This window comes from Nannocystis punicea (assembly GCF_026965555.1).
GTDB classification, from domain to species: domain Bacteria; phylum Myxococcota_A; class Polyangia; order Nannocystales; family Nannocystaceae; genus Nannocystis; species Nannocystis punicea.
In genome coordinates, this window is record NZ_CP114040.1 from 8,038,279 (window position 1) to 8,060,401 (window position 22,123).

At 71.9% G+C, this 22,123-nt stretch carries 16 protein-coding genes; 8 read left to right on the forward strand and 8 right to left on the reverse strand.

Annotated elements, in window-relative coordinates; genetic code table 11:
• The first annotated feature begins 1 nt into the window (after position 1).
• Positions 2 to 784, forward strand: a complete 783-nt coding sequence (locus O0S08_RS30930) for a sulfotransferase family protein (RefSeq protein WP_269032951.1) — start codon at positions 2 to 4, stop codon at positions 782 to 784.
• A gap of 13 nt (positions 785 to 797) precedes the next feature.
• A complete protein-coding gene (locus tag O0S08_RS30935) occupies positions 798 to 1,949 on the forward strand; it encodes a hypothetical protein (RefSeq protein WP_269032952.1) in 1,152 nt (383 codons plus the stop codon).
• Positions 1,950 to 2,051: 102 nt separating this feature from the next.
• Here O0S08_RS30935 and O0S08_RS30940 read toward each other — a convergent pair whose 3' ends face one another.
• The 5 genes from O0S08_RS30940 to O0S08_RS30960 all read right to left on the reverse strand — a co-directional run bounded on the left by O0S08_RS30940 (position 2,052) and on the right by O0S08_RS30960 (position 11,350).
• Positions 2,052 to 2,825: an SDR family oxidoreductase gene (locus O0S08_RS30940; RefSeq protein ID WP_269032953.1), complete on the reverse strand. Its 774-nt coding sequence runs from the start codon at positions 2,823 to 2,825 to the stop codon at positions 2,052 to 2,054.
• Between the two features lie 54 nt (positions 2,826 to 2,879).
• On the reverse strand, positions 2,880 to 5,693 hold the full coding sequence (gene treY, locus O0S08_RS30945; RefSeq protein ID WP_269032954.1) for a malto-oligosyltrehalose synthase: 2,814 nt from the start codon (positions 5,691 to 5,693) through the stop codon (positions 2,880 to 2,882).
• Positions 5,690 to 7,477 carry a malto-oligosyltrehalose trehalohydrolase gene (gene treZ / locus O0S08_RS30950; protein WP_269032955.1) on the reverse strand — a complete coding sequence of 596 codons (1,788 nt, stop codon included), beginning with the start codon at positions 7,475 to 7,477 and terminating at the stop codon, positions 5,690 to 5,692. Before treZ ends, treY begins: the two co-directional genes overlap by 4 nt.
• 10 nt (positions 7,478 to 7,487) lie before the next feature.
• On the reverse strand, positions 7,488 to 9,617 hold the full coding sequence (gene glgX / locus O0S08_RS30955; protein WP_269032956.1) for a glycogen debranching protein GlgX: 2,130 nt from the start codon (positions 9,615 to 9,617) through the stop codon (positions 7,488 to 7,490).
• Between the two features lie 275 nt (positions 9,618 to 9,892).
• Entirely contained in the window at positions 9,893 to 11,350 is a 1,458-nt protein-coding gene (locus tag O0S08_RS30960; RefSeq protein ID WP_269032957.1) for a DUF4215 domain-containing protein, read from the reverse strand.
• A 514-nt stretch (positions 11,351 to 11,864) separates the two neighbouring features.
• Between O0S08_RS30960 and O0S08_RS30965 the strand changes: the two genes are divergently transcribed.
• Positions 11,865 to 12,755, forward strand: a complete 891-nt coding sequence (locus O0S08_RS30965; RefSeq protein WP_269032958.1) for an alpha/beta fold hydrolase — start codon at positions 11,865 to 11,867, stop codon at positions 12,753 to 12,755.
• Between the two features lie 49 nt (positions 12,756 to 12,804).
• Here the strand turns inward: O0S08_RS30965 and O0S08_RS30970 are convergent, their stop codons facing one another.
• From O0S08_RS30970 to O0S08_RS30980, 3 genes are read right to left on the reverse strand one after another with little or no spacing between them, the layout of a single operon-like run.
• The gene (locus tag O0S08_RS30970; protein ID WP_269032959.1) at positions 12,805 to 14,433 is read right to left on the reverse strand and encodes an AMP-binding protein; all 1,629 of its coding nucleotides are present in this window, start codon (positions 14,431 to 14,433) and stop codon (positions 12,805 to 12,807) included.
• 20 nt (positions 14,434 to 14,453) lie between these two features.
• Positions 14,454 to 15,401: a class I SAM-dependent methyltransferase gene (locus tag O0S08_RS30975; protein WP_269032960.1), complete on the reverse strand. Its 948-nt coding sequence runs from the start codon at positions 15,399 to 15,401 to the stop codon at positions 14,454 to 14,456.
• Positions 15,398 to 15,688: an acyl carrier protein gene (locus O0S08_RS30980; RefSeq protein ID WP_269032961.1), complete on the reverse strand. Its 291-nt coding sequence runs from the start codon at positions 15,686 to 15,688 to the stop codon at positions 15,398 to 15,400. Before O0S08_RS30980 ends, O0S08_RS30975 begins: the two co-directional genes overlap by 4 nt.
• A 487-nt stretch (positions 15,689 to 16,175) precedes the next feature.
• Here O0S08_RS30980 and pepN point away from each other — a divergent pair, with 487 nt between their 5' ends.
• The 5 genes from pepN (at position 16,176) to O0S08_RS31005 (ending at position 22,032) form a co-directional block, all read left to right on the forward strand.
• The gene (gene pepN / locus O0S08_RS30985; RefSeq protein WP_269032962.1) at positions 16,176 to 18,821 is read left to right on the forward strand and encodes an aminopeptidase N; all 2,646 of its coding nucleotides are present in this window, start codon (positions 16,176 to 16,178) and stop codon (positions 18,819 to 18,821) included.
• 582 nt (positions 18,822 to 19,403) lie between these two features.
• Positions 19,404 to 19,829: a hypothetical protein gene (locus O0S08_RS30990; RefSeq protein ID WP_269032963.1), complete on the forward strand. Its 426-nt coding sequence runs from the start codon at positions 19,404 to 19,406 to the stop codon at positions 19,827 to 19,829.
• A 9-nt stretch (positions 19,830 to 19,838) separates the two neighbouring features.
• Positions 19,839 to 20,456 carry a hypothetical protein gene (locus O0S08_RS30995; RefSeq protein ID WP_269032964.1) on the forward strand — a complete coding sequence of 206 codons (618 nt, stop codon included), beginning with the start codon at positions 19,839 to 19,841 and terminating at the stop codon, positions 20,454 to 20,456.
• Positions 20,453 to 21,328: a hypothetical protein gene (locus O0S08_RS31000; RefSeq protein WP_269032965.1), complete on the forward strand. Its 876-nt coding sequence runs from the start codon at positions 20,453 to 20,455 to the stop codon at positions 21,326 to 21,328. Before O0S08_RS30995 ends, O0S08_RS31000 begins: the two co-directional genes overlap by 4 nt.
• 269 nt (positions 21,329 to 21,597) lie before the next feature.
• The gene (locus O0S08_RS31005) at positions 21,598 to 22,032 is read left to right on the forward strand and encodes an MgtC/SapB family protein (protein ID WP_269032966.1); all 435 of its coding nucleotides are present in this window, start codon (positions 21,598 to 21,600) and stop codon (positions 22,030 to 22,032) included.
• The last annotated feature ends 91 nt before the right edge of the window (positions 22,033 to 22,123 follow it).

A 22,123-nucleotide genomic window follows, 5' to 3' on the forward strand; every position in this document is an offset into this window, starting at 1 on the left:
GATGATCGTCATCACCGGCACCAAGCGCTCCGGCACGTCGATGTGGATGCACGTGCTGGTCGCGGCCGGCTTGCCGTATATCGGCGACCGCTTCCCGGCCGGCTGGGGCGAGCTCCTCCGCGACGCCAACCCCGACGGTTTCTTCGAGTCCGAGTTGATGAGCGGCATCAACTATCGGACCAACCCGCACCCGCTGACCGGCGCCTACCTGGCGCCGCTGGCGACCCGCGACCACGCGGTCAAGATCTTCATCCCCGGGCTGGTCCGCAGCGACGTCGCCTTCCTCGACCGCTGCATCGCCACCGTCCGCGACTGGCGCGGCTACGTCGCCTCGATCCGCCGCGTCGGGGTCGACGACACCAACCTGCCGCCGGCGCTCGACTGGTGGTGCTCGAACTTCGCGCTGATCCGCGACCTGGCGATCCGGGGCTACCCCGCCCACGTCCTGTCGTACGACAGCTTCCTCCGCGACCCGGAGCGGGTGGCCGCCGAGGTGCTGGCGTGGATCGGCCGCGGCGACCCGGCGGCGGCCGCCCGGGTGGTCCGTCCCGAGCGGAAGCGCGAGCCGGTCGACGCGGCCGACGGCGACCTCGCCGACGGCGTCGATGCGCGCCACCTCGAGGCCTTCGACGAGCTCTACGCCTGCATCGACGCCGGCCGGCCGCTGAGCGCGAGCTTCATCGACCGGCTCAACGAGGTCGACCGGGCGCTGCGCCCCATGGTCCTCGAGCGTCAGGCCGGCGTCGAAGCCAAACTGGTGGCCGACATTTTCAAGCGGCGGTGATACGCTGCGGGTGATGGCGCTAGAGCCCTCCGCGCTGCAACTGCGCTTCCGCGACGACGCTGCCTCCGAGCCGCTCGCGCCGCCCGATGTCGCCGCGTTCGTGCGCACCTCGGCGGCCGACGTCGAGCCGCGCCCGTTCCTCGACGAGGAGCTCGGCGTGCTCCCCGGAGCTGGCACCGCCGACCCCGACGGTCCGCTGGCGATCTTCCTCCGCCAGCCCGAGTTCGGGATCCCGGCCCCCGGCTACGACCACCGGCTCCCCGACCTCGGCGACTGGAGCGTCCGGACGACGACCTTCGGCTGGATCGCCCACGTCCCGCCCGCGCGCGGCTCAGGGCCCCGGCGCGCGGCCCAGGTGCTGGCGGGCTGCCTCGCCCTCGCCCTGCCGACCGACGCCCTCGCGCAGCCGCCCGCGCAGCCGCCTGTCCAGGCGCCGGCGTCCTCGGCCGCCGCGGTGAAGAAGCCCGGCTCGAAGTCCACGCCCGCACCGGCACCCGCACCGGCCTCGGCCACCGACCCGCTCGCGTCGGTGCCGCCGCCCGCGGAATCGCCTGCGCCGCCGCCCGCTGAGTCGCCCTCGCCCGCGGAATCGCCTGCGCCCGCGCCCTCGGCCCAGCCCGGGCCCGCAGCGCCGCCGTCCCTGGGCTTCGGCGCCGCCGTGAACGTGAGCGCCGCGGTGACCGACGCCGCCTGGGAGGGCGTCGACGGCTACGACGTCATCGTCGAGCTCAAGGGCGGCAAGGTCCTCCGCGGCCGCGTCGGCGCCGTGCAGCTCGACACCTTCACCCTGATCGACGGCACCACCGGGCAGATCCTCGTGATCCCCAAGAACGGGGTCGCGTCGCTGCGCGCCTATATCCCGCCGCCGATCCCCAGCAAGACCGGCACCGGCCTCATCGCCGGCGGCAGCGTCCTCACCGCCATCGGCGCCCCGCTGTTCATCACCGGGGTCGTGTTCCTCGGCATCTGCCCGTCGTGCGTGTACCTCCACCTGCCGATGCTGGTCGTCGGCGGCGGCGGCCTCGGCGGCGGCATCCCGATGATCTCGCGGGGCATCAAGCAACGCACGGCCTTCCAGAAGGCCATCCGCGAGCACCAGCTCGCCCCGTCGGTGACGCGCACCCCCTACGGCGGGTGGACCGGCGGGCTGCAGGTCCGCTTCTGACCGAGGGCCGCGCGGGCTAGCGAAGGGTCATGTCCTCCAGGACATGTCTTGAAGGCCCGGTTTCGTACACCATGTCCTCAAGGACATGTCTCGCAGGCCAGCCTACTCGGCGTAGATCATCGCGCGCGTCATCCCGCCGTCGACCACGAACTCCTGGGCGGTGACGAAGCCGGCGCGGTCGGACAGCAGGAAGGCGACCATCGCCGCGACGTCGTCGGGTCGGCCGACCCGACCGACCGGGTGCTGCGCGTGGTCGATCGGGCGCAGCGGCGGCGGCTCGGGGCGGTCGGGGCCGCGCTCGTCGCGGGTGTCGATCCAGCCCGGGCTGACGCAGTTGACGCGCACCGCCGGCCCGAGGCTGCGCGCGAGCGCGTGCGTCAGCGCGACCAGACCGCCCTTGCTGGCCGCGTACGCCTCGGTGTCGGGCTCCGACTGGTGCGCGCGCGTCGACGCGATGTTGACGATCGCCCCGCGCGTCGCCTGGAGGTGCGGCGCCGCGTGCTTGCAGCACAGCATCGACCCGGTGAGGTTGATCGCCAGCACCCGCTCCCAGCGGGCCAGCGACAGCGTCGCGGGCGGCCCGCTGTGCGGGTCGGCGAGCGCCGCGTTGTTGACCAGAGCGTCGAGGCGACCGAGCCGCGCCAGCGCCTCGGCGACCGCGGCCGCGACCTCGGGCTCGCGGCTCACGTCGGCCTGCACGAACCACGCGGCCCCGGGAGCGGCGAAGGCGGCGAGCGCGTCCTCGCCGGCCTCGCGGTCGACGTCGACGAGGACCACGCGATAGCCGTCGGCCAGCAGCGCGCGGGCGATGGCCCGCCCGAGCCCGCGGCCCGCTCCGGTGACGATCGCGCCGCGCGCGGAGGATGAAGGAGGCATGCCCCTGCATAGTACCGCTCGCGCTCGCTGCCACCGCTCCGGGCGGCCCGCGATTCACGCGCGGACCAGCAGCGAGACCGGCAGGTCGGCGAATACCTCGGCCAGCGGCAGCGCGCCGCCACGGTGCTCGGCGCCGGTGAGGAGGTCGCGCCAGCTCGCCGCCCCGCCGAGCTCGAGGCTCTGCTCGCCCCACGCCGCGCCGAGCGGCCAGGCGGCGCGGCCTCCCATCAGCGTGTACGTCAGCCGCGGCACCACGCAGACGAGCTCCTGCTCGCCGTGCCCGCGGCGGAACGCCACCACGTGCTTGCCGGCGGCGATCGGCGCGTAGCTGCCCGCGAGATAGAGCGCCCGCTGCCGGCGGCGATGCACGAGGCCGAGGTGCAGGATCATCAGCTTGATCCGTCCGTCGAGGTAGTTCGCCAGCAGCTCGCGGGCGCGGCCCGCCGGGTCGGACGCCCGCGCCTGGATGTCGGCCAGCGCCTGCCGCCGCCGCTCGTAGTCGACGGGCCGGCGATTGTCGGGATCGACGAAGGAGAAGTTCCACAGCTCGCCGCCCTGGTAGGTGTCGGGCACGCCGGGCGAGGCGAGCCGCAGGCACAGCTGCGCCAGCCCGTTGACGGCGCCGTGGAGGGCGATCTTGCGGGCCAGCGCCGCGGCCGGACCGCAGAAGCCGGGGTGCGCCAGCATCTCGCGCACGAATTTCTGCACCGCGGCGTCGTACTCCGGGTCGGCGGAGATCCAGCTGGTGTGCTCCTTGGCCTCGCGCGTGGCCTTCTCCATGGTCGCGGCGACTCGATCGACGAACGCGGGCGGGACCGCGTCGCCCTCGCCGAGCTCGTCGAGCGGCAGGCCGCCCACGACTGTCTGATAGAACAGGTAGGCGTCGTTGCGGCTCGGCGCGAGCTCGCCGTCGACCTCGGTCCGGTGCGGCCGCGCCATCCGGCTCCACGCCGAGACCGCCCGCCGCCACTCGTCCGGCAGCTCCGACAGCACCGCCAGCCGCGCCCGCAGGTCCTCGCCGCGCTTGGTGTCGTGCGTCGCGGTGGTCGTCATCGTCCGCGGGGACCACTCGCGCTGGCGCCGGTTGTGCGCGTGGAACTCGTCGACCGCGGCGCCGAACGAGCCCGGGTCGCAGCCGACCTCGTTGAGGCAGACCAGCCGGTTGTAGCGGTAGAACGCGGTGTCCTCGAGGCCCTTGGCGATCACCGGGCCGGTCAGCTGGGCGAAGCGCATGGCGAAGCGCACCGCCTCGGCGCGGACACCTGCCTCTTCGGGCAGGTTGCGCAGCATCAACAGGTCGCGCAAGAACTCGAACACGCTGACGTCGAGGTCGGGTCGGCGGCGCCGGGCCCGGCGCAGGGCGCGGTCGATGCACGCGTCGTCGCTCGCGGTCCGCGTGCCGTCGGGCCGCACGTAGGTGCGATAGACCGGGAACGCCGCGATCGTCTCGACGATCGCGCTGGTCAGGCTGATGCGGGTGAAGTCCCGCGAGCGCCGGCTCGCCTGGGCGATCCGCTCGAGCCGGTGCGCGAGCATGTGGATCTCGCTCGACAGGCTGGCGCGCAGGATCGCGATCTGCGACGCGTGGGCGACCGACGCGTAGTCGCCCTCGGCGGCGATGAAGCGGTGATAGAAGCGAGTCAGCCGCGGCCCCGCCTCGGCGCGGATCCACAGGCCGTTGACGGCCGCGAGGAAGTCGTAGCCGGTGGTCCCGTCGACCTGCCAGTGCCGCGGCAGCGCCTCGCCGGGCTCCAAGATCTTCTCGATCACGAGGTACAGCGGCTGCGTGTCCGCCGGCGCGTGCGCCCGCGCCTCGGCCTGCAGCACCTCGAAGTAGGCCGCGGGGTCGTAGAGGCCGTCGGTGTGGTCGAGCCGCAGGCCGGTGATCCGGCCCTCGGAGACCTTGCGCAACACGAGCGCGTGCGCGGCCGAGAACACCGCGGGGTCCTCCATCTTGATCGCCGCGAGCTCGTTGACATCGAAGAAGCGGCGGTAGTTGATCTCCTCGGTGGCGACCCGCCAGAAGCTCAGGCGGTAGACCTGCTCGCCCAGGAAGGTCTCGAGGGCGTCGAAGCTGCGCGGGTCGCCGGGGGTCCCCGCGAGCTCGTGGAGCGTCGCGTCGACGGCGGCGGCGATCGCCTCCGACTCGCCGAGCAGCGCGGCGAGGCGGCGCTTGATCACGTCCTTCTCGCGGGCCCGCTGCTCGCGCGCGTCGGCCGGCGTGCTCGACTCGCCGGGCAGGTGATCGATCGCCGTCAGCACGCTGTGGAGCTCGGCCAGCGTCGAGTCGTCGGCCGCGAGCGTCAGGCGGGCCAGCGCCGGCCGCAAGATCCGCGGCAACGAATTGATCGCGGCCGGCAGGCGGCGCTCGTAGTAGGCGACGAAGAAGCTCCCCCCGTCGCGGACGACCTTCAGCTCGCCGGCCTCGAGCGCCTCGCCGAACTGACGCCCGAGGATCGGCAGCAGCACCTTGCCGGCCATGCCGACCTTCGGCGGCGCCCACTCGATGTCGAACCAGCCCTCGTGAAGCGAGGCCTCGCCGCTCTCGAGCACGTCGTTCCACCAGCGGTTCTCGCCGCTGCCGATGCCCATGTGGTTCGGCACGAAGTCGAGCACGTGGCCGAGGCCGCGGGCGCGGAGGTGGTCGGTCCAGGCGTCGTAGTCGGCCTCGTCGCCGAGCTCGGGGCCGAGGCGCCCGTGATCGACGATGTTGTAGCCGTGGGTGCTGCCGCGCTCGGCGTGGAGGTACGGCGAGGTGTAGACGGCGTCGACGCCGAGGGCGTCGAGGTAGTCGGTGATCGCGTCGGCGGCGCGGAAGCCGAAGCCGGCGTGGAGCTGCAGGCGATAGGTCGAGGCGGGGATCGTCACGGCGCGTCTCCGTCGCCGGCGTAGATCGCCGCGCGCGCCGGCGGCAGGTCGGGGTGCACCTCGGCGCCGCTGGTCAGCAGCGGGCGCCAGCGGCGTCCCGCGAGCGCGGCCGGCGGGCCCGGGTCAGCGCGCGGACCGAAGTCGACGACGAGCAGGCGGTCGCCGCCAGGGCCGCTGCGCATGACCCAAAGGACATCCTCATCGGATGTCCCCACGGACATGCTCGATCGGTCCTGTACCTTGAGCGTGAGGTCGCGCCGCCGCAGGCCGAGCAGCGCGCGGTAGAGCGCGAGTACCCCGGCGTGCGGGCCCCTGTCGCGCTCGGACCAGTCGAGGCGCGAGCGCTCGAAGGTCTCGGCCTGCTGCGGATCGGGGATCCGCTCGCGGCGCTCGGGATCGTGGAACGCGGCGAACAGCTTGAACTCGGCGCGGCGGCCGGCGGTCACCCGCTCGCCGAGCTCCTGCGGGTGATCCGTGAAGTACTGCCACGGCGCGCTCGCGGCCCACTCCTGGCCCATGAACAGCAGCGGCGTCATCGGCAGGAACAGCAGCAGCGCCGAGGCGGCGCAGTACCTGTCGAGCTCCGTCAGGTGGTGCAGGCGCTCGCCGAGGGCCCGGTTGCCGATCTGGTCGTGGTTCTGCAGGCAGTAGACGAACGACTGCGCCGCGAGGCCGCTGGCGTCGGCGCCGCGCGGCTTGCCCGACGGCGGCCACGCCTGGCCCTCGTAGACGAAGCCGCGCTCGATGCAGCGGGCGAGGTCGGCGACGCGCGGCTCGAAGGCGGCGTAGTAGCCGTCGCGCTCGCCGGTCACCAGGACGTGGACGACGTGGTGGAAATCGTCGGCCCAGATCGCGTCGAGGCCGCGCTGGAGCACCAGCGCCGGATCGTTGGTCTCGTCCTCGGCGATGAGCAAATGGTGGTGCGGCAGGCCGCGGACGTCGGCCGCGAGCTCGGCGAGGATCGGCGGCTCGTCGGGGTCGAACATCGCGTGCGTGGCGTCGAGGCGCAGGCCGTCGAAGCCGAACTCCGTCAGCCAGTAGCGGGCGTTGGCCACCACGAAGCGGCGCATCGCCGGCGTGGCGAAGTTCAGGGCGTCGCCCCACGGCGTCTGCACTTCGTGGGCGAAGTACTCCGGGCTGTAGCTGGCGAGGTAGTTCCCCTCCGGCCCGAAGTGGTTGTAGACGACGTCGAGGAGGACGTTCATGCCGAGCAAATGCGCGGCGTCGACGAGCGCGCGCAGGTCGTCGGGCCGGCCGTAGCCGGCGTACGGCGCGAAGTGGCCGACGCCGTCGTAACCCCACCCGCGCGCCCCCGGGAAGCTCGACAGCGGCATCAGCTCGATCGCGGTGACCCCGAGCTCGGTCAGCAGCGGCAACTTCGCGGCCGCCGCCGCGAACGTCCCCTCGGGCGTGAAGGTGCCGACGTGCAGCTCGTAGATCACGCACTCCGCCAGCGGCCGCGGCCGCCAGTCGGTCGCGCGCGGCTCGTGGCGCCCGCGGACGACCTCGGCCGGGCCGTGGACCCCGTACGGCAAGGCGCGCGCGTACGGGTCGGGGACCTCGGCGTCGTCCAGCTGGAAGCGGTAGAGCGCGCCCTCGGGCAGGTCGTAGGTCGCCTCGAACAGGCCGTCGCCGAGGCCGTGCAGCGGCAGCTCGGCGCGGGCTCGCGGCGGCTCGCCGTCGTGCGATCGCTCGTAGACGACGACGGCGACCTGCGCCGCGCGGGTGCTCCACACGCGGAAGCGGACGCCGTCCGGAACCAGCGCGGCGCCGAGATCGGGCATGGTCGAAGGTTCATGTCGCATAGGTCCGCTCGTGATCGACCGCGCGGTACAGCGCCAGGGTCTTCGCCGGCAGGGTCGCCCGGTCGCCGCCGCCGACCCGGCCCTGCGCGTGGTCGTCGGCGGTGTCGACGAGGACCTCCCACGCGCCGCGGAAGCCGGGCAGCACGAACTCGACGGCGACATGGCTGCCGTTGAGCACGAGGAGGAGGTCGTCGTCGCGGATCGGCTCGCCGTCGTCGTCGACGTCGTCGACGCCGTGGCCGGCGAGGAACATGCCGAGGCAGAGGGTGCTCGGGTTGTGCCAGTCGTCGTCGGACATCGGCTCGCCGTCGGGCCTGAGCCACATGATGTCATGGACGTCGCCGCCGCGGATCTTGCGGCCCTTGAAGAACTTCGACCGCTGCAGCGCGGGGTGCTCGTGGTAGATCCGGATCGTCCGCCGCACGAACCGCAGCAGCGCCCGCCGCTCCTCGTCGAGCTCCCAGTCGTACCAGCCGATCGCGTTGTCCTGGCAGTAGGCGTTGTTGTTGCCGCCCTGGGTGCGCCCGATCTCGTCGCCGCCGGCGATCATCGGCGTGCCCTGCGACAGCAGCAGCGTCGCCAGGAAGTTCCGCTGCTGCCGCCGCCGCAGCGCCAGCACCTCGGGGTCGTCGGTCGGGCCCTCGGCGCCGCAATTCCACGAGAGGTTGTGGTCGCTGCCGTCGCGGTTGTCCTCGCCGTTGGCCTCGTTGTGCTTGTGGTCGTGGGCGACCAGGTCGGCCAGGGTGAAGCCGTCGTGCGCGGTGACGAAGTTGATGCTCGAGTACGGCCGGCGCCCGTCGCTCTGATAGAGGTCGCTGCTGCCCGACAAACGGTAGCCGAGGTCGCCGGCGACGCCGCCGTCGCCGCGCCAGAACGACCGCATGGTGTCGCGGTACTTGCCGTTCCACTCGGCCCACCGCACCGGGAAGTTGCCGACCTGGTAGCCGCCCTCGCCGAGGTCCCACGGCTCGGCGATCAGCTTGACCTGGCTGATCACCGGGTCCTGATGGATGATGGTGAAGAACGACGACAGCTGGTCGACCTCGTAGAGCCCGCGCGCGAGCGTGGCCGCGAGGTCGAAGCGGAACCCGTCGACGTGCATCTCGAGGATCCAGTAGCGCAGCGAGTCCATGATGAGCTGCAGCGTCTGCGGGTGGCGCACGTTGAGGCTGTTGCCGGTGCCGGTGTAATCGAAGTAGTAGCGCGGTTCGCCCGGCACGAGGCGGTAGTAGGTCGGGTTGTCGATGCCGCGGAAGCTGAAGGTCGGCCCGAGGTGGTTGCCCTCGGCGGTGTGGTTGTAGACGACGTCGAGGATCACCTCGATGCCGGCCCGATGCAGCGCGCGCACCATCTCCTTGAACTGACGCACCTCGTCGCCGACGCGATGGCCGCTGCGGTAGCGGACGTCCGGGGCGAAGAAGCCGATCGTGTTGTAGCCCCAGTAGTTGCGCAGGCCGCGGTCGAGCAGGAACTTGTCGTCGACGAATTGATGCACCGGCAACAGCTCGACCGCGGTGACGCCGAGCTCGCTCAGGTGACGCACGATCGGCGTGCTCGCCACGCCGAGGTAGGTCCCGCGCAGCTCCGGCGGGACCTCCGGGTGCCGCATCGTCAGGCCCTTGACGTGCGTCTCGTAGATGATCGTCTTCGGCACCCGAGTGTTCGGCGCCCGGTCGTCCTGCCAGTCGAAGCTCGGATCGATCACCACGCCGAGCGGGACGCCCCGGCTCTCGCGCGGGTTGGCGAGGCGATCGCGGTCCGGGTCGTCGCTGGCGATGTCGTAGGAGAACGCGCCGTCCTCCCACCGCGTCACGCCGCTGAAGGCCTTGGCGTACGGATCCATCAGCAGGTTGCGCGGGTTGAACCGCAGGCCCTCGTCCGGCGCCCACGGGCCATAGACGCGGTAGCCGTAGCGCTGGCCCGGGCCGACGCCCTCGACGAAGCCGTGCCACACGAAGGCGGTCCGCTCGCGCAGCTGCACCCCTCGCTCGCCGCCGTCGGCGTCGACGAGCACGAGCTCGACCCGCGAGGCGTGCTCGCTGTAGAGGGCGAAGTTCACCCCGGTCCGGCCGTCCCAGGTGGCGCCGAGCGGGTATGCGTTGCCAGGGCGTATGCGCACGCCGAGCCTTGTCACCGGCCTCGGGAGTTGGCCAGGATCCCCGGGCCCGGGGCCGCCAGAGCCGGCCGGCGCGGGCCGATGCGGCCCTGCCGGCGCAAGACGCGACACCCGGCGCGCCGCCGGAACTCCGCCGAGTCGCGCACCTCGACGAAGGCTTCACGTCCGTCGAGAGGTCCGGCGCACGCGCACGCCCTCCCTGCATCGAAGCATTCTCGGGTTCGGACCGGCGAGGCACAGGACGCGCGCCGCTCCCGATTCTCCACATCGCGGTGAAATCAGTCCGCCTTGAGGGCGCGCACCCAGACGTTGCCGTCCTCGCCGAGCACGTTCGACTGGCCGGCGAGGACCAGGAAGCCCGGGCCCCAGCCGGCGTCGGTGGCCTCGTCGTAGAGGTCGATGTCCTCGTTGTTGTAGGTGTGCGTCCACAGGCGGGCGCCGTCGCCGGCGTAGAAGGCGGCGAACACGTCGTCGAACTGCCCCGGCGCGACGTGGAAGCCGGAGGCGAAGATCTGCTCGTCGGGGCCGACCGCGAGGCCGTTGCCGGTGCCGTAGAGAAATTCGTGGTCGTGGATGTCGATCCACTTCTCCGCCAGATCGGCGCCGACGCGCCGCACCGCGAAGTCGTAGCCAGTGACGCCCTCCGGCCGGCGACGCCCGACGAGGGCGATGTCGCCGTCGGCGCCGACGGCCTCGGCGTCGAACCACGCGCCGCCGGGGTGCTCCTCGACGTCGACGCTGACGATGGCGCCGCCCTCGTCGACGACCACCAGCAACGGCCGGCTCCAATTCTCGTCGTCGAACACGACCCCGGCGACCAGCACGCCGCCTTCGGTCTTGACGAGGCCGTAGCCGGCCGCGCGCGAGAAGTCGGCCTGGGTGACGGTCTTCCACTCGGCCTCGCCCGTGGCGAGGTCGTGGCGCCGGACGCTCAGTTGCGTGTCGTCGAGGGTCAGGTCCTCGGCGCCCGTCGAGTAGAGCTTGCCGTCGGCGAACAGGAGGCCCGAGACCGAGGCGCCGATCATGTCGACCGGCGGCTCGATGAAGGTCCAGCCCTCGTCGCCGTCGGGGTCGAACGAGCGCACGACCGGGCTCGCCATGTCCTTCACCGTCTCCTCGGCGCCGGCGGCGTAGATCGTGCCGTCGTCGCCGATCACCACCGCAGAGAAGACGTTGGGCAGCCCGTTCTTGTCGGGGTAGGTCCTCTTCCACAGCTCGGTGCCGTCGGGGTCGAGGGCGATGAGCAACATGTCGCTGTCGGTCGGACTGACGCCCTCCCTGCCGGCGATGACGATCTTGCCGGTCGGGTCGACGGCGACTGCCCCGACGCTGTCGTACTCGCCCGCCGCGCCGTTGTGGCTGTAGGTCCAGAGCACCGCGCCGGTCCGCTTGCACTTCTTGTCGCAGCCGTCGTCGGGCTCGTCGTTGCCGTCGTCGCAGACTTCACTCTCGGCGACGACGCCGTCGCCGCAGACGGCCGGGGCGGGCCCGGTGGTCGTGGCGGTCGGCTCGGTGGTCGGTTCGGAGGTCGGCTCGCTGCTGCTCGTGCTCGTGGTCGTGGTGAGGTCCGGCTCGCTCGTGTCCGAGGTCGTGGTCGTCGTGCCGGGCTCGTCGTCGGTGCCGGACTCGGTGGTCGTGGCTTCCGAGGGGCAGGCGGTCAGGAGCCAGGGACCGAGAGACAGCGCCGCGAGCCGCGTTGCGACCCTCCGGCGCAGCGACAGAGGCGCTGGCGACATGGCCGGCGAGCTCGCGGGCTCGCGGCGAACCTCGCCGATACGGGCGGGAAGGTGATTCTGGGCGGCAAAAACTACGATTGAGGCGGGGACTTCGGGGCGGGCGATGACGGGCGACATGACGAACTCCGTGGTGCGAGGGGCAAGTGCCGCCAACCGGGCGATTGATCTCCGGGGCTCGCAATTTTTTTCGCCGCAGGTCACGCCAGGTCCTGCGCGTCCGCGCGCTCGAGTGAGCAACGGCCGCCGCCCACCACGAACGAGCCGCCGGCGGCGAATCACCCTCCGGGTGCCCCTTCATAAAGGACACCCAGTCGGCGCTCTCGCGCCTTCACACCTTCACTCGCCGAACCGTCGGGCGAAACGAATGCGATGTGGAGCGGGCCCCTGCGCCGGATGCTGCTCCCAGTGCACCGGTCGCTCCCGAGCCGGCGGGAGGTCGCCGTGCGCCGGCGCCGGCCCCATCGACGCCGCTCCGAGGGGTACCGCGGGGATCGCTGCGCCAGCTCGCAGGACCATGGTACAGCACCTGTCATCCACCTCGGTCGGCTCGACGCGCGTGCCCGAAGTCATCGACATCCCCGACCCTCTCGCCGGCCCAGGTGCGGTGGGCCAGTTGCGGATCGAACGCCAGGCGGGGCCGGGAGACGTCCCTGCGCCGCCGCTCGTGATCGTCGGCGGCATGACGCAGACCCTGTCGAGCTGGAGCGGACAGCTCCGGCCGTTGTCGGCGCAGCGTCCGGTCGTCGTCTACGAGGCGCGTGGGCAAGGGCAGACCCGGCTCGCAGTGCACGACGTGTCGCCGCCGGTCCACGTGACCGACTTCGAACACCTGCTCGACGCGCTCGGCATCGCCGGACCGGTCGACCTCTGCGGCTTCTCGTTCGGCGGCCGAATCGCGCTCGGCATCGCGGCGGAGCGGCCGGAGCGGGTGCGCCGGCTGGTGTTGTCGGGCGTCGGCGCCGGCCGTGAGGTCCTCGGCCGCGTGATCGTCCGCGCCTGGCGCGAGGCGCTGCGGACCGGCGACCTCGAAGCCCTGGCCTGGCTCAGCCTCGCAGACACTCTCGGCCCGCGGTTCCTCGCCGAGAACGAGTCGGTCCTCGCCGCGCTCGTCAAGGCGACCGTGCGCCGCAACTCCCATGCGAGCATCGTCGCCCTGTTCGCGCAGATGCTGGACGACGCCCCCGACTCGCCGTGGGCGCCGCTCCACCTGGCCCCGCGGGTGCGCGCGCCGACGCTGCTGCTGGCCGGCGAGTTCGACCGCCTGGCCGCGCCGAGCGACCTGCAAGCGCTCGCAGCGGCGTTCGCCGGCCCCGCGCGCGCCCAGGTGCTGCCCGGCGTCGGCCACACCGTGGCCATCGAGGCCCCCGAACCCTGGCGCGCCCTGGTCCTCGACTTCCTGGCGTGAGAGGCCGACACTCGGCGCGTCGAGCCCGACGCCCGACCTGCTCACCGGCTCACAGCGGCTCGCCGCGGCCGAGCGCCGCCGCGATCTCGCGCCGGCGCAGCTTGCCGCTGGTCGTCTTCGGCAGCGCCCCCGGGGCCACCAGCGCGATGCGGTCGACCGTCACTCCGCGCGATTGCAGCGCCCTGTCGAGGCGCTCGCGCAGGTCCTTTTGTTCCTGTCCTTCGAGACGTGTCTCGACGACCAGGTACGCCACCTCCGTCTCGAGCTCCGGCTCGCGCACCCCGACCGCCGCCACGCCGCCGGCGCGGACGCCCTCGACCTCTGCGGCGATGTCTTCGATCACCGTCGGGATCAGGTTGAGCCCGCCGCGGATGATGATGTCCTTGCAGCGGCCGGTGATGAACAGCTCGCCGCGGTCGACGAAGCCGAGGTCCCCGGTGCGCAGCCAGCCCTCGGCGAGCGCCTCTTCGCTGGCCGCCGGGTCCTTGTAATAGCCCTGCATCAGCGTCGACGCGCACACGCGGATCTCGCCCACCCGTCGCTCCGGCAGCAATTCGCCGGCCGCGTCGACGATGCGCACCTTCGTCTCCGGGATCGGTCGGCCCACCGCCACCAGCTCGAGCGCGTGCGGCTCGTCGGACTGCGTCACCACCCCGTCGCGCTCGAGCGCCGCGCGATCGATCCGCAGCACCCGCGTCGGCGCCAACAGGCGCGGGAAGCTCACCGCCACAGTCGCCTCCGCCAGCCCGTAGACCGGGAAGAACGCCTCCGCGCGGAACTTCGTCGGCGCGAACGCGTCGGCGAACCGGCGCAGCAGCGGCGCCGCGATCGGCTCGGCGCCGATCATCGCGCACTCCCACGCCGACAGGTCGTAGCCGGCCGCGATCGCCTTGGGCGCCAGGCGCAGCAGCATCGCGTAGGCGGACGGCGGCGCGGCGCAGATCGTCGCCTTGAACCGCGCCATCGCCTCGAGCCACACCAGGGGCCGGCTGCGGAAGTCGAGCGGCGACATCATGTTGGCGGTAAAGCCGTTGTAGAACGGGAACAGCAGCCCGCCGATGAGCCCCATGTCGTGGTGCAGCGGCAGCCACGACACCGCCACCGACGCCTCGTGGCTCGGCAGCACCCGGCTCATGCACGCCAGGTGGCGCACCAGTCGCTCGTGCGTCAGCACCACCCCGCGCGGCTTGCCGGTGCTGCCGCTGGTCAGCTGGATCAGCGCAGTCTCGCCCGCGAATTGATCGGGGTGCGGCAGGCCGCTCATCGTCTCGCTCGCAGTCAGCTCCTCGGCCACGTGCACCGGCAGCCGCGCCGACGCCGGCGCGAACCCGGCCAGCGCCGTCGACAGCACCAGCGCGCGCGCGTCGAGCCTGGCGGCAGTGTCCTCGAGCTGGGCGATGAAGCCGCCGAGGTCCGTGAGGCGAAACGGCAGGCCGATCTGGATCGGCACCGCGCCGATCGACCACGCGCCGAACAGGGTCAGCACCGACGATTCGACGTCGGTCACGAGCATCAGCACGTGGTCACCGGGGCGCACCCCGCGGGCCCACAGCCCCGCGGCGGCCCGGCGGGCCCCGTCCCAGTAGCCGGCCCAGGTGCGCTCGCGCCACTCGTCGCCGGCCCCGCGGCAGCGCAGCGCCACCTCCTCGGCGCGGCTCTCTGCGCGCGCCTTCAGCATGCCCGCCAGAGTCCGCGCGCTCACGACCGCCCGCCCTTCTGCGCGATCGGCCACGCGCCGGGGTCGACCGTGGGCGCGCCCTTGGTCGCCAGGATCATGTACTCGAGCGCGGTGCGGCGGGCGAAGCTCATCCGCGCCACCGTCATGTACTGCTGCAGCACCGCCGCGAAGCCCGGGGCCATCGCCTCGATCGTCCGTCGGTGCTTGCGCACGTTGTCGATCCAGTGGGCCAGAGTCTGCGCGTAGTGGCGGGTCAGGTCCTCGACGTGGAGGATGTCGAGGCCGGCGCGCTCCATCAGCTGCAGCTCCTCGGCCAGGCCGATCAGGCGGCAGTAGCCGAGCGCCTCGACGAAGATGTACTCGGTGGCCGCGCTGTCACGATCGCCGCGCTGCTGGACCGGGAAGTAACAGTCGGAGATCAGCACCCGCCCGCCGGGCTTCAGCACCTCGCCCACCAATTGGTGCACCGCCGGGCGGTTGTGCATGTGGACGATGCTGCCGCTGAACAGCACCGCGTCGAACGACTCCGGCCGGAGGTTCAGGTCCTCGACGTGGCACACGTCGATCCGCACGCGGTCGGCCACGCCCCACGCGCGGGCCCGGCGGAGCGCCTCCTCGCGCTGCTGCGGGCTCAGGGTGATGCCCTGGAACACCCCCTCCGAGTGCTGGGCCAGGTACAGCAGGTTCGAGCCCCAGCCGCAGCCGACGTCGAGCACGCGCTGGCCCGGCCGGATGTCGAGCTTGGCGGCGATCCGGGCGTACTTGCGGGCCTGGGCCGTCTCGAGGTCCTCGCCTGCGTGCTCGTACACACCTGTCGCATAGGCCAGGCGGCTGTCGAGCACCAGCGAGAAGATCTCGGGGTCGTGTTCATAGTGGGCGGCGACAGCCTGGCGCTCGTGTTCACGCTGCTCCGCGGCGCTGCGGAGGTTGGCCTCGCGCTCGGCGCGGGTGTGGGCGATCGCGGTCACAGGCCACCTCCCGCCTGGCGCGCCGCCACCTCGCGGGCCACCAGCGCCGCCACCTCGCGCACCGAGCCGAACGGGGCCGCGTCCGTTGCGGCGAGGTCGGGCATCGTGATGTCGAACGTCTCCTCGATGCGCACCATCAGCTTGATGAGCGCGAGGGAGTCGATGCCGAGCTCGCTGCCGTCGACGCGGGCGTCGAGGGGGATCGAGGCCGCCGGCTGCCGCACGCTCTCGGCGATCAGCGCGCGCACGCGGGCGAGGATCAGGTCATTGTCGAGGATTCCGTCCACGATAATATCTCCTGTAAGACGACCGTCCTCGCGGGTCTATCGCGCGAGGCGGCGCTCCGTGATTGGAGTGTCCGGGGTAGCGACGCCGCCCCGCCGCGGGATCGTCGGGCGCGCGTGAGCAACCGCCGCAGGCCCCGTGAAACCCCGCAGACCGGCGTTCCCAGGGCGTTCACGGCCCGCAGGTCGCCGGGTCCGCGGCCGCCGACCCCGACCTGCCCGTGTAGGCCCCGCGCGCAGAGAGGCGCGTCACAATGTGCACACTCGCGATCGTGCCACGAATCATCAATGTCGACACTCGCACGATCCGCCCGCCCTCGCCCGGCCCCGGCCCGACCGGACGGCCCGCCGCGGGCGCCCGCCCCGCGCCGGGCCCCGCCGGCCCGCGTGCGCCGACTCGCACGCCGCCGGGCCCGGCGAACCGCGGCGCAGGCCATGGGCGGGCCCTGGCGGGCTTGAAGCGCCGGGCCCTGCTCGGTACACCAGGGCCATGACCGAGGCCAAGCCTGCGCCGCAGCCGATCTTCCGCAAGGACTACCGCCGCCCCGATTACACCATCGACCGGGTCGACCTGCGGTTCGAGCTCGGCGAGGACGTCACGCGGGTGCACGCCGCGCTGACGATGCGGCGCATGGACGACGCGCCGGAGGGCGCGCCGCTGGTGCTCGACGGCGAGAACCTCAGCCTCGTGCGCGTCGCCCTCGACGACCGCGCGCTGTCGCCCGGCGAGTACGTCCTCGGCCCGACCAGCCTCACCATCCTCGCGCCCGGCGCTTCGTTCACCCTGGCCACGCTGGTCGAGATCAAGCCGCAGGACAACCTCGAGCTGTCGGGCCTCTATCGCTCGAGCGGCAACTTCTGCACCCAGTGCGAGGCCGAGGGCTTCCGCCGGATCACGTACTTCCTCGACCGCCCCGACGTCATGGCCCGCTACAGCGTCGTCGTCGAGGCCGACCGGGCCAGGTACCCGGTGCTGCTCGCCAACGGCAACCGGACCGCCACCGGCGACCTCGGCGACGGCCGTCACTTCGCCCGCTGGGACGACCCGTTCCCCAAGCCGAGCTACCTGTTCGCGCTGGTCGCCGGCACCCTGAGCTGCCTTGACGGCGAGTTCGTCACCGGCTCCGGCCGCACCGTCCGCCTCGAGATCTGGGTCGAGCCCGACAACATCGACCGCTGCGCCCACGCCCTGCGCTCGCTGCAGGCGGCGATGCGCTGGGACGAGGACAAGTTCGGCCGCGAGTACGACCTCGACATCTACATGATCGTCGCGGTCAGCGACTTCAACATGGGGGCCATGGAGAACAAGGGCCTCAACGTCTTCAACGCCAAGTACGTGCTGGCGCGGCCCGACACCGCCACCGACGACGACTACGACGGCATCGAGTCGGTCATCGCCCACGAGTACTTCCACAACTGGACCGGCAACCGCGTCACCTGCCGCGACTGGTTCCAGCTGACCCTCAAGGAGGGCCTCACGGTCTTCCGCGACCGCCTGTTCAGCGCCGACATGGGCTCGCCCGCGGTCGCGCGGATCGGCGACGTCCTGGCGCTGCGCACCAACCAGTTCGCCGAGGACAGCGGGCCGATGGCGCACCCGATCCGGCCCGAGTCGTACATCGAGATGAACAACTTCTACACCACCACGGTGTACGAGAAGGGCGCCGAGGTCATCGGCATGATGCGGACCCTGCTCGGCGAGGCCGGCTTCCGCCGCGGCATGGACCTCTACTTCGAGCGCCACGACGGCCAGGCCGTCACCTGCGACGACTTCCGCGCCGCCCTCGCCGACGCCAACGGCGTCGACCTCGAGCAGTTCGGCCGCTGGTACAGCCAGGTCGGCACACCGGTCGTCCGCGCCCGCGGCGAGTACGACGGCGCCGCGCGCAGCTACACCCTCACCCTCGAGCAGGCCCCGCCGCGCGGCAAGCAGGCCGCCGAGCCGCTGCACATCCCGGTCGCCGTCGGCCTGCTCGGGCCCGAGGGCCCGCTGCCGTTCAAGCTGTCCGGAGAGACAGGCGCGAGCGCCGACACCCGCGTGCTCGAGCTGCGCGAGCGCAGCCAGAGCTTCCGCTTCGAGGACGTCGCGGCCGCGCCGGTGGCCTCGCTGCTGCGCGGCTTCTCGGCCCCGGTCGAGCTCGAGGTCGAGCGCAGCGACGCCGACCTCGCCCGGCTCATGGCCGCCGACCCCGACGCCTTCTCGCGCTGGGACGCCGGCCAGGAGCTCGGCCGGCGCGTCCTCCTGCGGCTCGCCGGCGACGTCGAGGCCGGCCGCCCGCTCGCGCTCGACCGCGAGTTCGTGGCCGCGTGCGCGCAGATCGTCGCCGACCCCGGCCTCGACGGCTCGCTCAAGGCCCTGGCGCTGACCCTGCCCAACGAGCGGCTGCTCGGCCAGCACCAGCAGGTCGTCGCCGTCGACGCCCTGCACGAGGCCCGCGAGTTCGCGATCGAGTCCCTCGCCGCCGCCCTGCGCGAGCCCCTGCTCGCGCTCTACCAGAGCAGCGCGCCGCAGGGTCCCTACCGCATCGAGCGCGCCGAGGTCGACCGCCGCAAGCTCCGCAACCTCGCCCTCGCCTACCTCGTCGCCCTCGGCGAGCCCGAGCTGGTCGCCCTCGCGGTGTCGCAGTTCCACCTCGCCGACAACATGACCGACAGCGAGGCCGCCCTCGCCTGCCTCATCGACCACGGCGGCCCCGAGCGCGACGCGGCCCTGGCCGAGTTCCACCGCCGCTGGCACAAGGACCCGCTGGTGCTCGACAAGTGGTTCGCGCTGCAGGCCGTGTCGAGCCACCCCGACACCCTCGAGCGGACCCTCGCCCTCGCCGACCACCCCGACTTCAACCTCCTCAACCCCAACCGCGCCCGCTCGCTCATCGGCGCGTTCGGCACCCGCAACCAGCACCAGTTCCACCGCAAGGACGGCCGCGGCCACGCCTTCGTGGCCGACAAGGTCCTCGCCCTCGATCCGCACAACTCCCAGGTCGCCGCCCGCCTGGTCGCCGCCTTCAACCCGTGGCGCCGCTTCGACGCCACCCGCCAGCAGAGCATGCGCGCCCAGCTCGAGCGGATCGCGGATCAACCGGGCCTGTCCAAGGCGGTCCGCGAGATCGTCGACCGCGCCCTCGCGCCGGCGTGAACCCGCGATTCGTTGGGTGGACGAGCGGACGCTGCCGCTCGCCGACCTCCGCCCGCCTCGTGACGCCGTGCGCGGGTCCCGGCCGCCGTCACTGGTCCCGGGACAGCGTCGTCGGTTGCGAGCAGGCACTCGGCAAGGCGACGCCGTGGCCGCGCTCCTGACCGCACTCACGCGAGCCGAAGGCAGACGCACAATCGTACGCCGCCCACGATCCCGAGCTGGACCGGAAAGTGGCGATCACGTCCCCCGAGTGGGTCGTTTCCACGCATGTCGAAGGTCGATGTCGACCCTCGGGAGTTCGTGCGCCGCCGCGCTGGAAGTCGCCGGCCGCTTCGCGCCGCGATATCGGGGTCTGATGGCACCCTCGCGTGGCCATGATCCGTCGCACACGCCAGCCCGCTGGATGAGTCAATAACTGGATCCTCCGCTTCGCGCCGCGAGCCGCGTCTCTGCGATAGGGACGGCCCAACGCCGGCTCTGAGCCCGTACACGTTCGAGCGAAGGAATCCAAGCGAGGCTGTCCCCTTCGCCGAGATGCATCCCGCTATTCCCAATCACCTCATTGGAAGTTCGAGGAGTACAATGAAGAATGCGTGGTTCTACGTCGGTGCGCTGTTCCTGGTGGCGCTGTCCATCGGGCGCGGCGGCTCGGCCGAAGACGAAGTCGCGGCCGACAATTATAACGAGGAGTGCCTCCACGAGGGGTGCGACACCGAGGAGGTGCGCGAGCTGTACTCGTCGTACGAGGAGGAGTGCATCGGCGAAGGTTGCTCCAAGGAGGAGATCGTCGAACTCGGCGGGACGCCACCCGCGGCCCTGACGATGCTGCGGCACTTCCAGGACCTCGGGTGGACGGTGCGCGAGCACGACTTACAGGGCCTCGATTGCTCGTTCAGCCATACCGAGACGAAATGCACCGCCTTCGTGCTGTGGTGCAAGGAATTTTGGCTGTGCCCGGAAGGCGTCCACGAGCGGAGCTGGTCGGCCTGCGGCGGATGCCTCGGCTAGGAGGCCGCCGTGGGACGCTCACCCTTGCCATTGAGAGGCGCGCGCCCGTCGTGGCGCCGTCTCCTCGCCGTCGGGCCAGTGCTGCTGCTCTGCGCGGTCGCGGCCCTGCAGGTCTCCCTGGCGGCGACGCAGTCGCTGTCGCCGTGGAAGGGCGGCGGGTTCGGGATGTTCTCGACGATTGATTCGCCGCACGGCCGCGTATTGCGAATCTACCTCGTCCGGGGCGACCAGGCGACGCCGATCGCGGCCCCGGACATGCTGCGTTCGCTCGTCCAGGCGGCGCGGACGATCCCGACCGAGGACCGATTGCGCGCACTCGCCGTCCGTCTCGCGCAGGGCACCTGGGTGCCGCTCGAGGTGGAGAGCGCTCCAGCGCGCTACTCGAGCCTCGTCGCCGAAGAGGGCGCCGACCGGGCGCCCGCGGGCGCGGGGCGGTACGCACTCGCGGGACTGCTGCGGATGCTCGGCGAGCACGAGTCCGCGGCGCCCGACGCCGTCGCGTTCGACGCGGTCCGCGTCGAATTGTGGAAGACCCGATTCGACGCGGACACCGCCGAGCTCCACCTCTGGAAGTACCTCGACCTCACCGCGATGGCACCGCGCGGCGCCGAGGAGGCGCGGCCATGACGAACAAGTCCGAATCCCCACGATGGCGGCAGCTGCAGCTGTGTCCGACCTTCGATCGATGCGCCGTGATGACGCTCTTGCTGCTCCTGCTCTATTCGAGCAAGGTGTGGTACGTGCATATCCCGGTGACGGCGCTGTGCGTCTCGGCGTTCGTGTTCCGCGGGCCGCGCCGAAGGCCAGAGTTCTGGTTCGCCGTCGGCGCGGCGACGCTGCTGGGCACGTATCACGACCGGTTCTCGGCGGACAATCACAAGTACCTGCTCGGCTACTGGTGCCTGGCGCTGTTCTGCGCCCTCCTCGACGGCGATCCGCGGCGCAACCTCGCGCGGACCGCCCGGCTCCTGATCGGGCTGAGCTTCCTGTTCGCGGCCGGGTGGAAGGCGCTGTCCGCCGATTTCCTCGACGGGGCCTTCTTCCACCACGCCCTGCTCTCCGACGAGCGGTTCGCCGGGCTCGCGCGCACGATCGGCGGGCTCTCCGACGCAGATCAGCGGTTCAACCGGGCGGCGATGGAGGCCCTGGCGAGCCACGACAGCACCCTCGAAATCGTCGCATTGCGCTCGACGCCGGCGGTCGCGGAGCTGGCGACGTTCCTGACCTGGTGGACGATCGCCATCGAGGCGGCGATCGCCGCGGCATTCCTGTGGCCCGCCAAGAACGAGGGCCGCCGCGTTGGGGACGCGTTGCTGATCGCGTTCGTCCTATCGACCTATGCGGTGGCGCCCGTGCTCGGCTTCGGGTGGCTCCTCGTGATCATGGGCGTCGCGCAGAGCCCGGCGCGGCCGGGCTTCGTCCCGCTCCTGTATGTGCTCTGCTTCGTGGTGCTCCAGCTCTACCGCCTGCCATGGACGGCGTTCGTCGGCGAGGGCTGAGGCTGGTGCGCCCGCGCGGCGATCGCCGCGAGCGGCAGCGCTCCGCGCTCCTGGCGAGGTTGCTGCGCCACGAGGGGAGCGTCCTCGTCGGCCAGCGCCTTGCACGCGCGCTCGAACGACTCGGTGAGACTGCGGATGGGCGCTCGTTCCCGGTGATGGAGCGGGTCCCGGCGTCGATCTGCGCAGATCCTCGCCGCCGACCCTCGATCCACACCGGCCGCCCTCTCGAGCGAGGACGGCTCAGGTAGTCGGAGTAAAATGCGCGCCGCATGGACGCCATCCTCATCGGACACGAGCTCGATTTCCTGATCCGCATCGCCGTATGTCTGCTCTGCGGCACGATCATCGGCGTCGAGCGCGAGCTACGCAACAAACCCGCCGGCATCAGCACGAACTGCTTCGTGATCGCCGGCGCGTGTCTGTTCACGTTCATCTCGCAGCAGGCCGATCCGGTGAGCCCCGCCCGTATCGCCGCGCAGGTCGTGTCGGGCGTCGGCTTCCTCGGTGCCGGCATGATCCTGAAGGCCGCCGGCGACAAGATCACCAACCTGACCACGGCCGCGTCCGTGTGGTTCGCAGCCGCGGTCGGCATGTCCATCGGCATGGGCTGGTACATCGTCGCCGCGATCGCCACCATCTACGCCGTCCTGGTACCGCGTATCCCGCACGTCAAGACGTGGGTGAAGGAGACGCCGGACGAATGATCGCGGGGCCTGAAACCGCGCCCGCCATGTGCCGTCCGGCGTGGCGCGGAGCCGGGAAACGACAGGTCCGCATGGACATGCCTCTAGACCT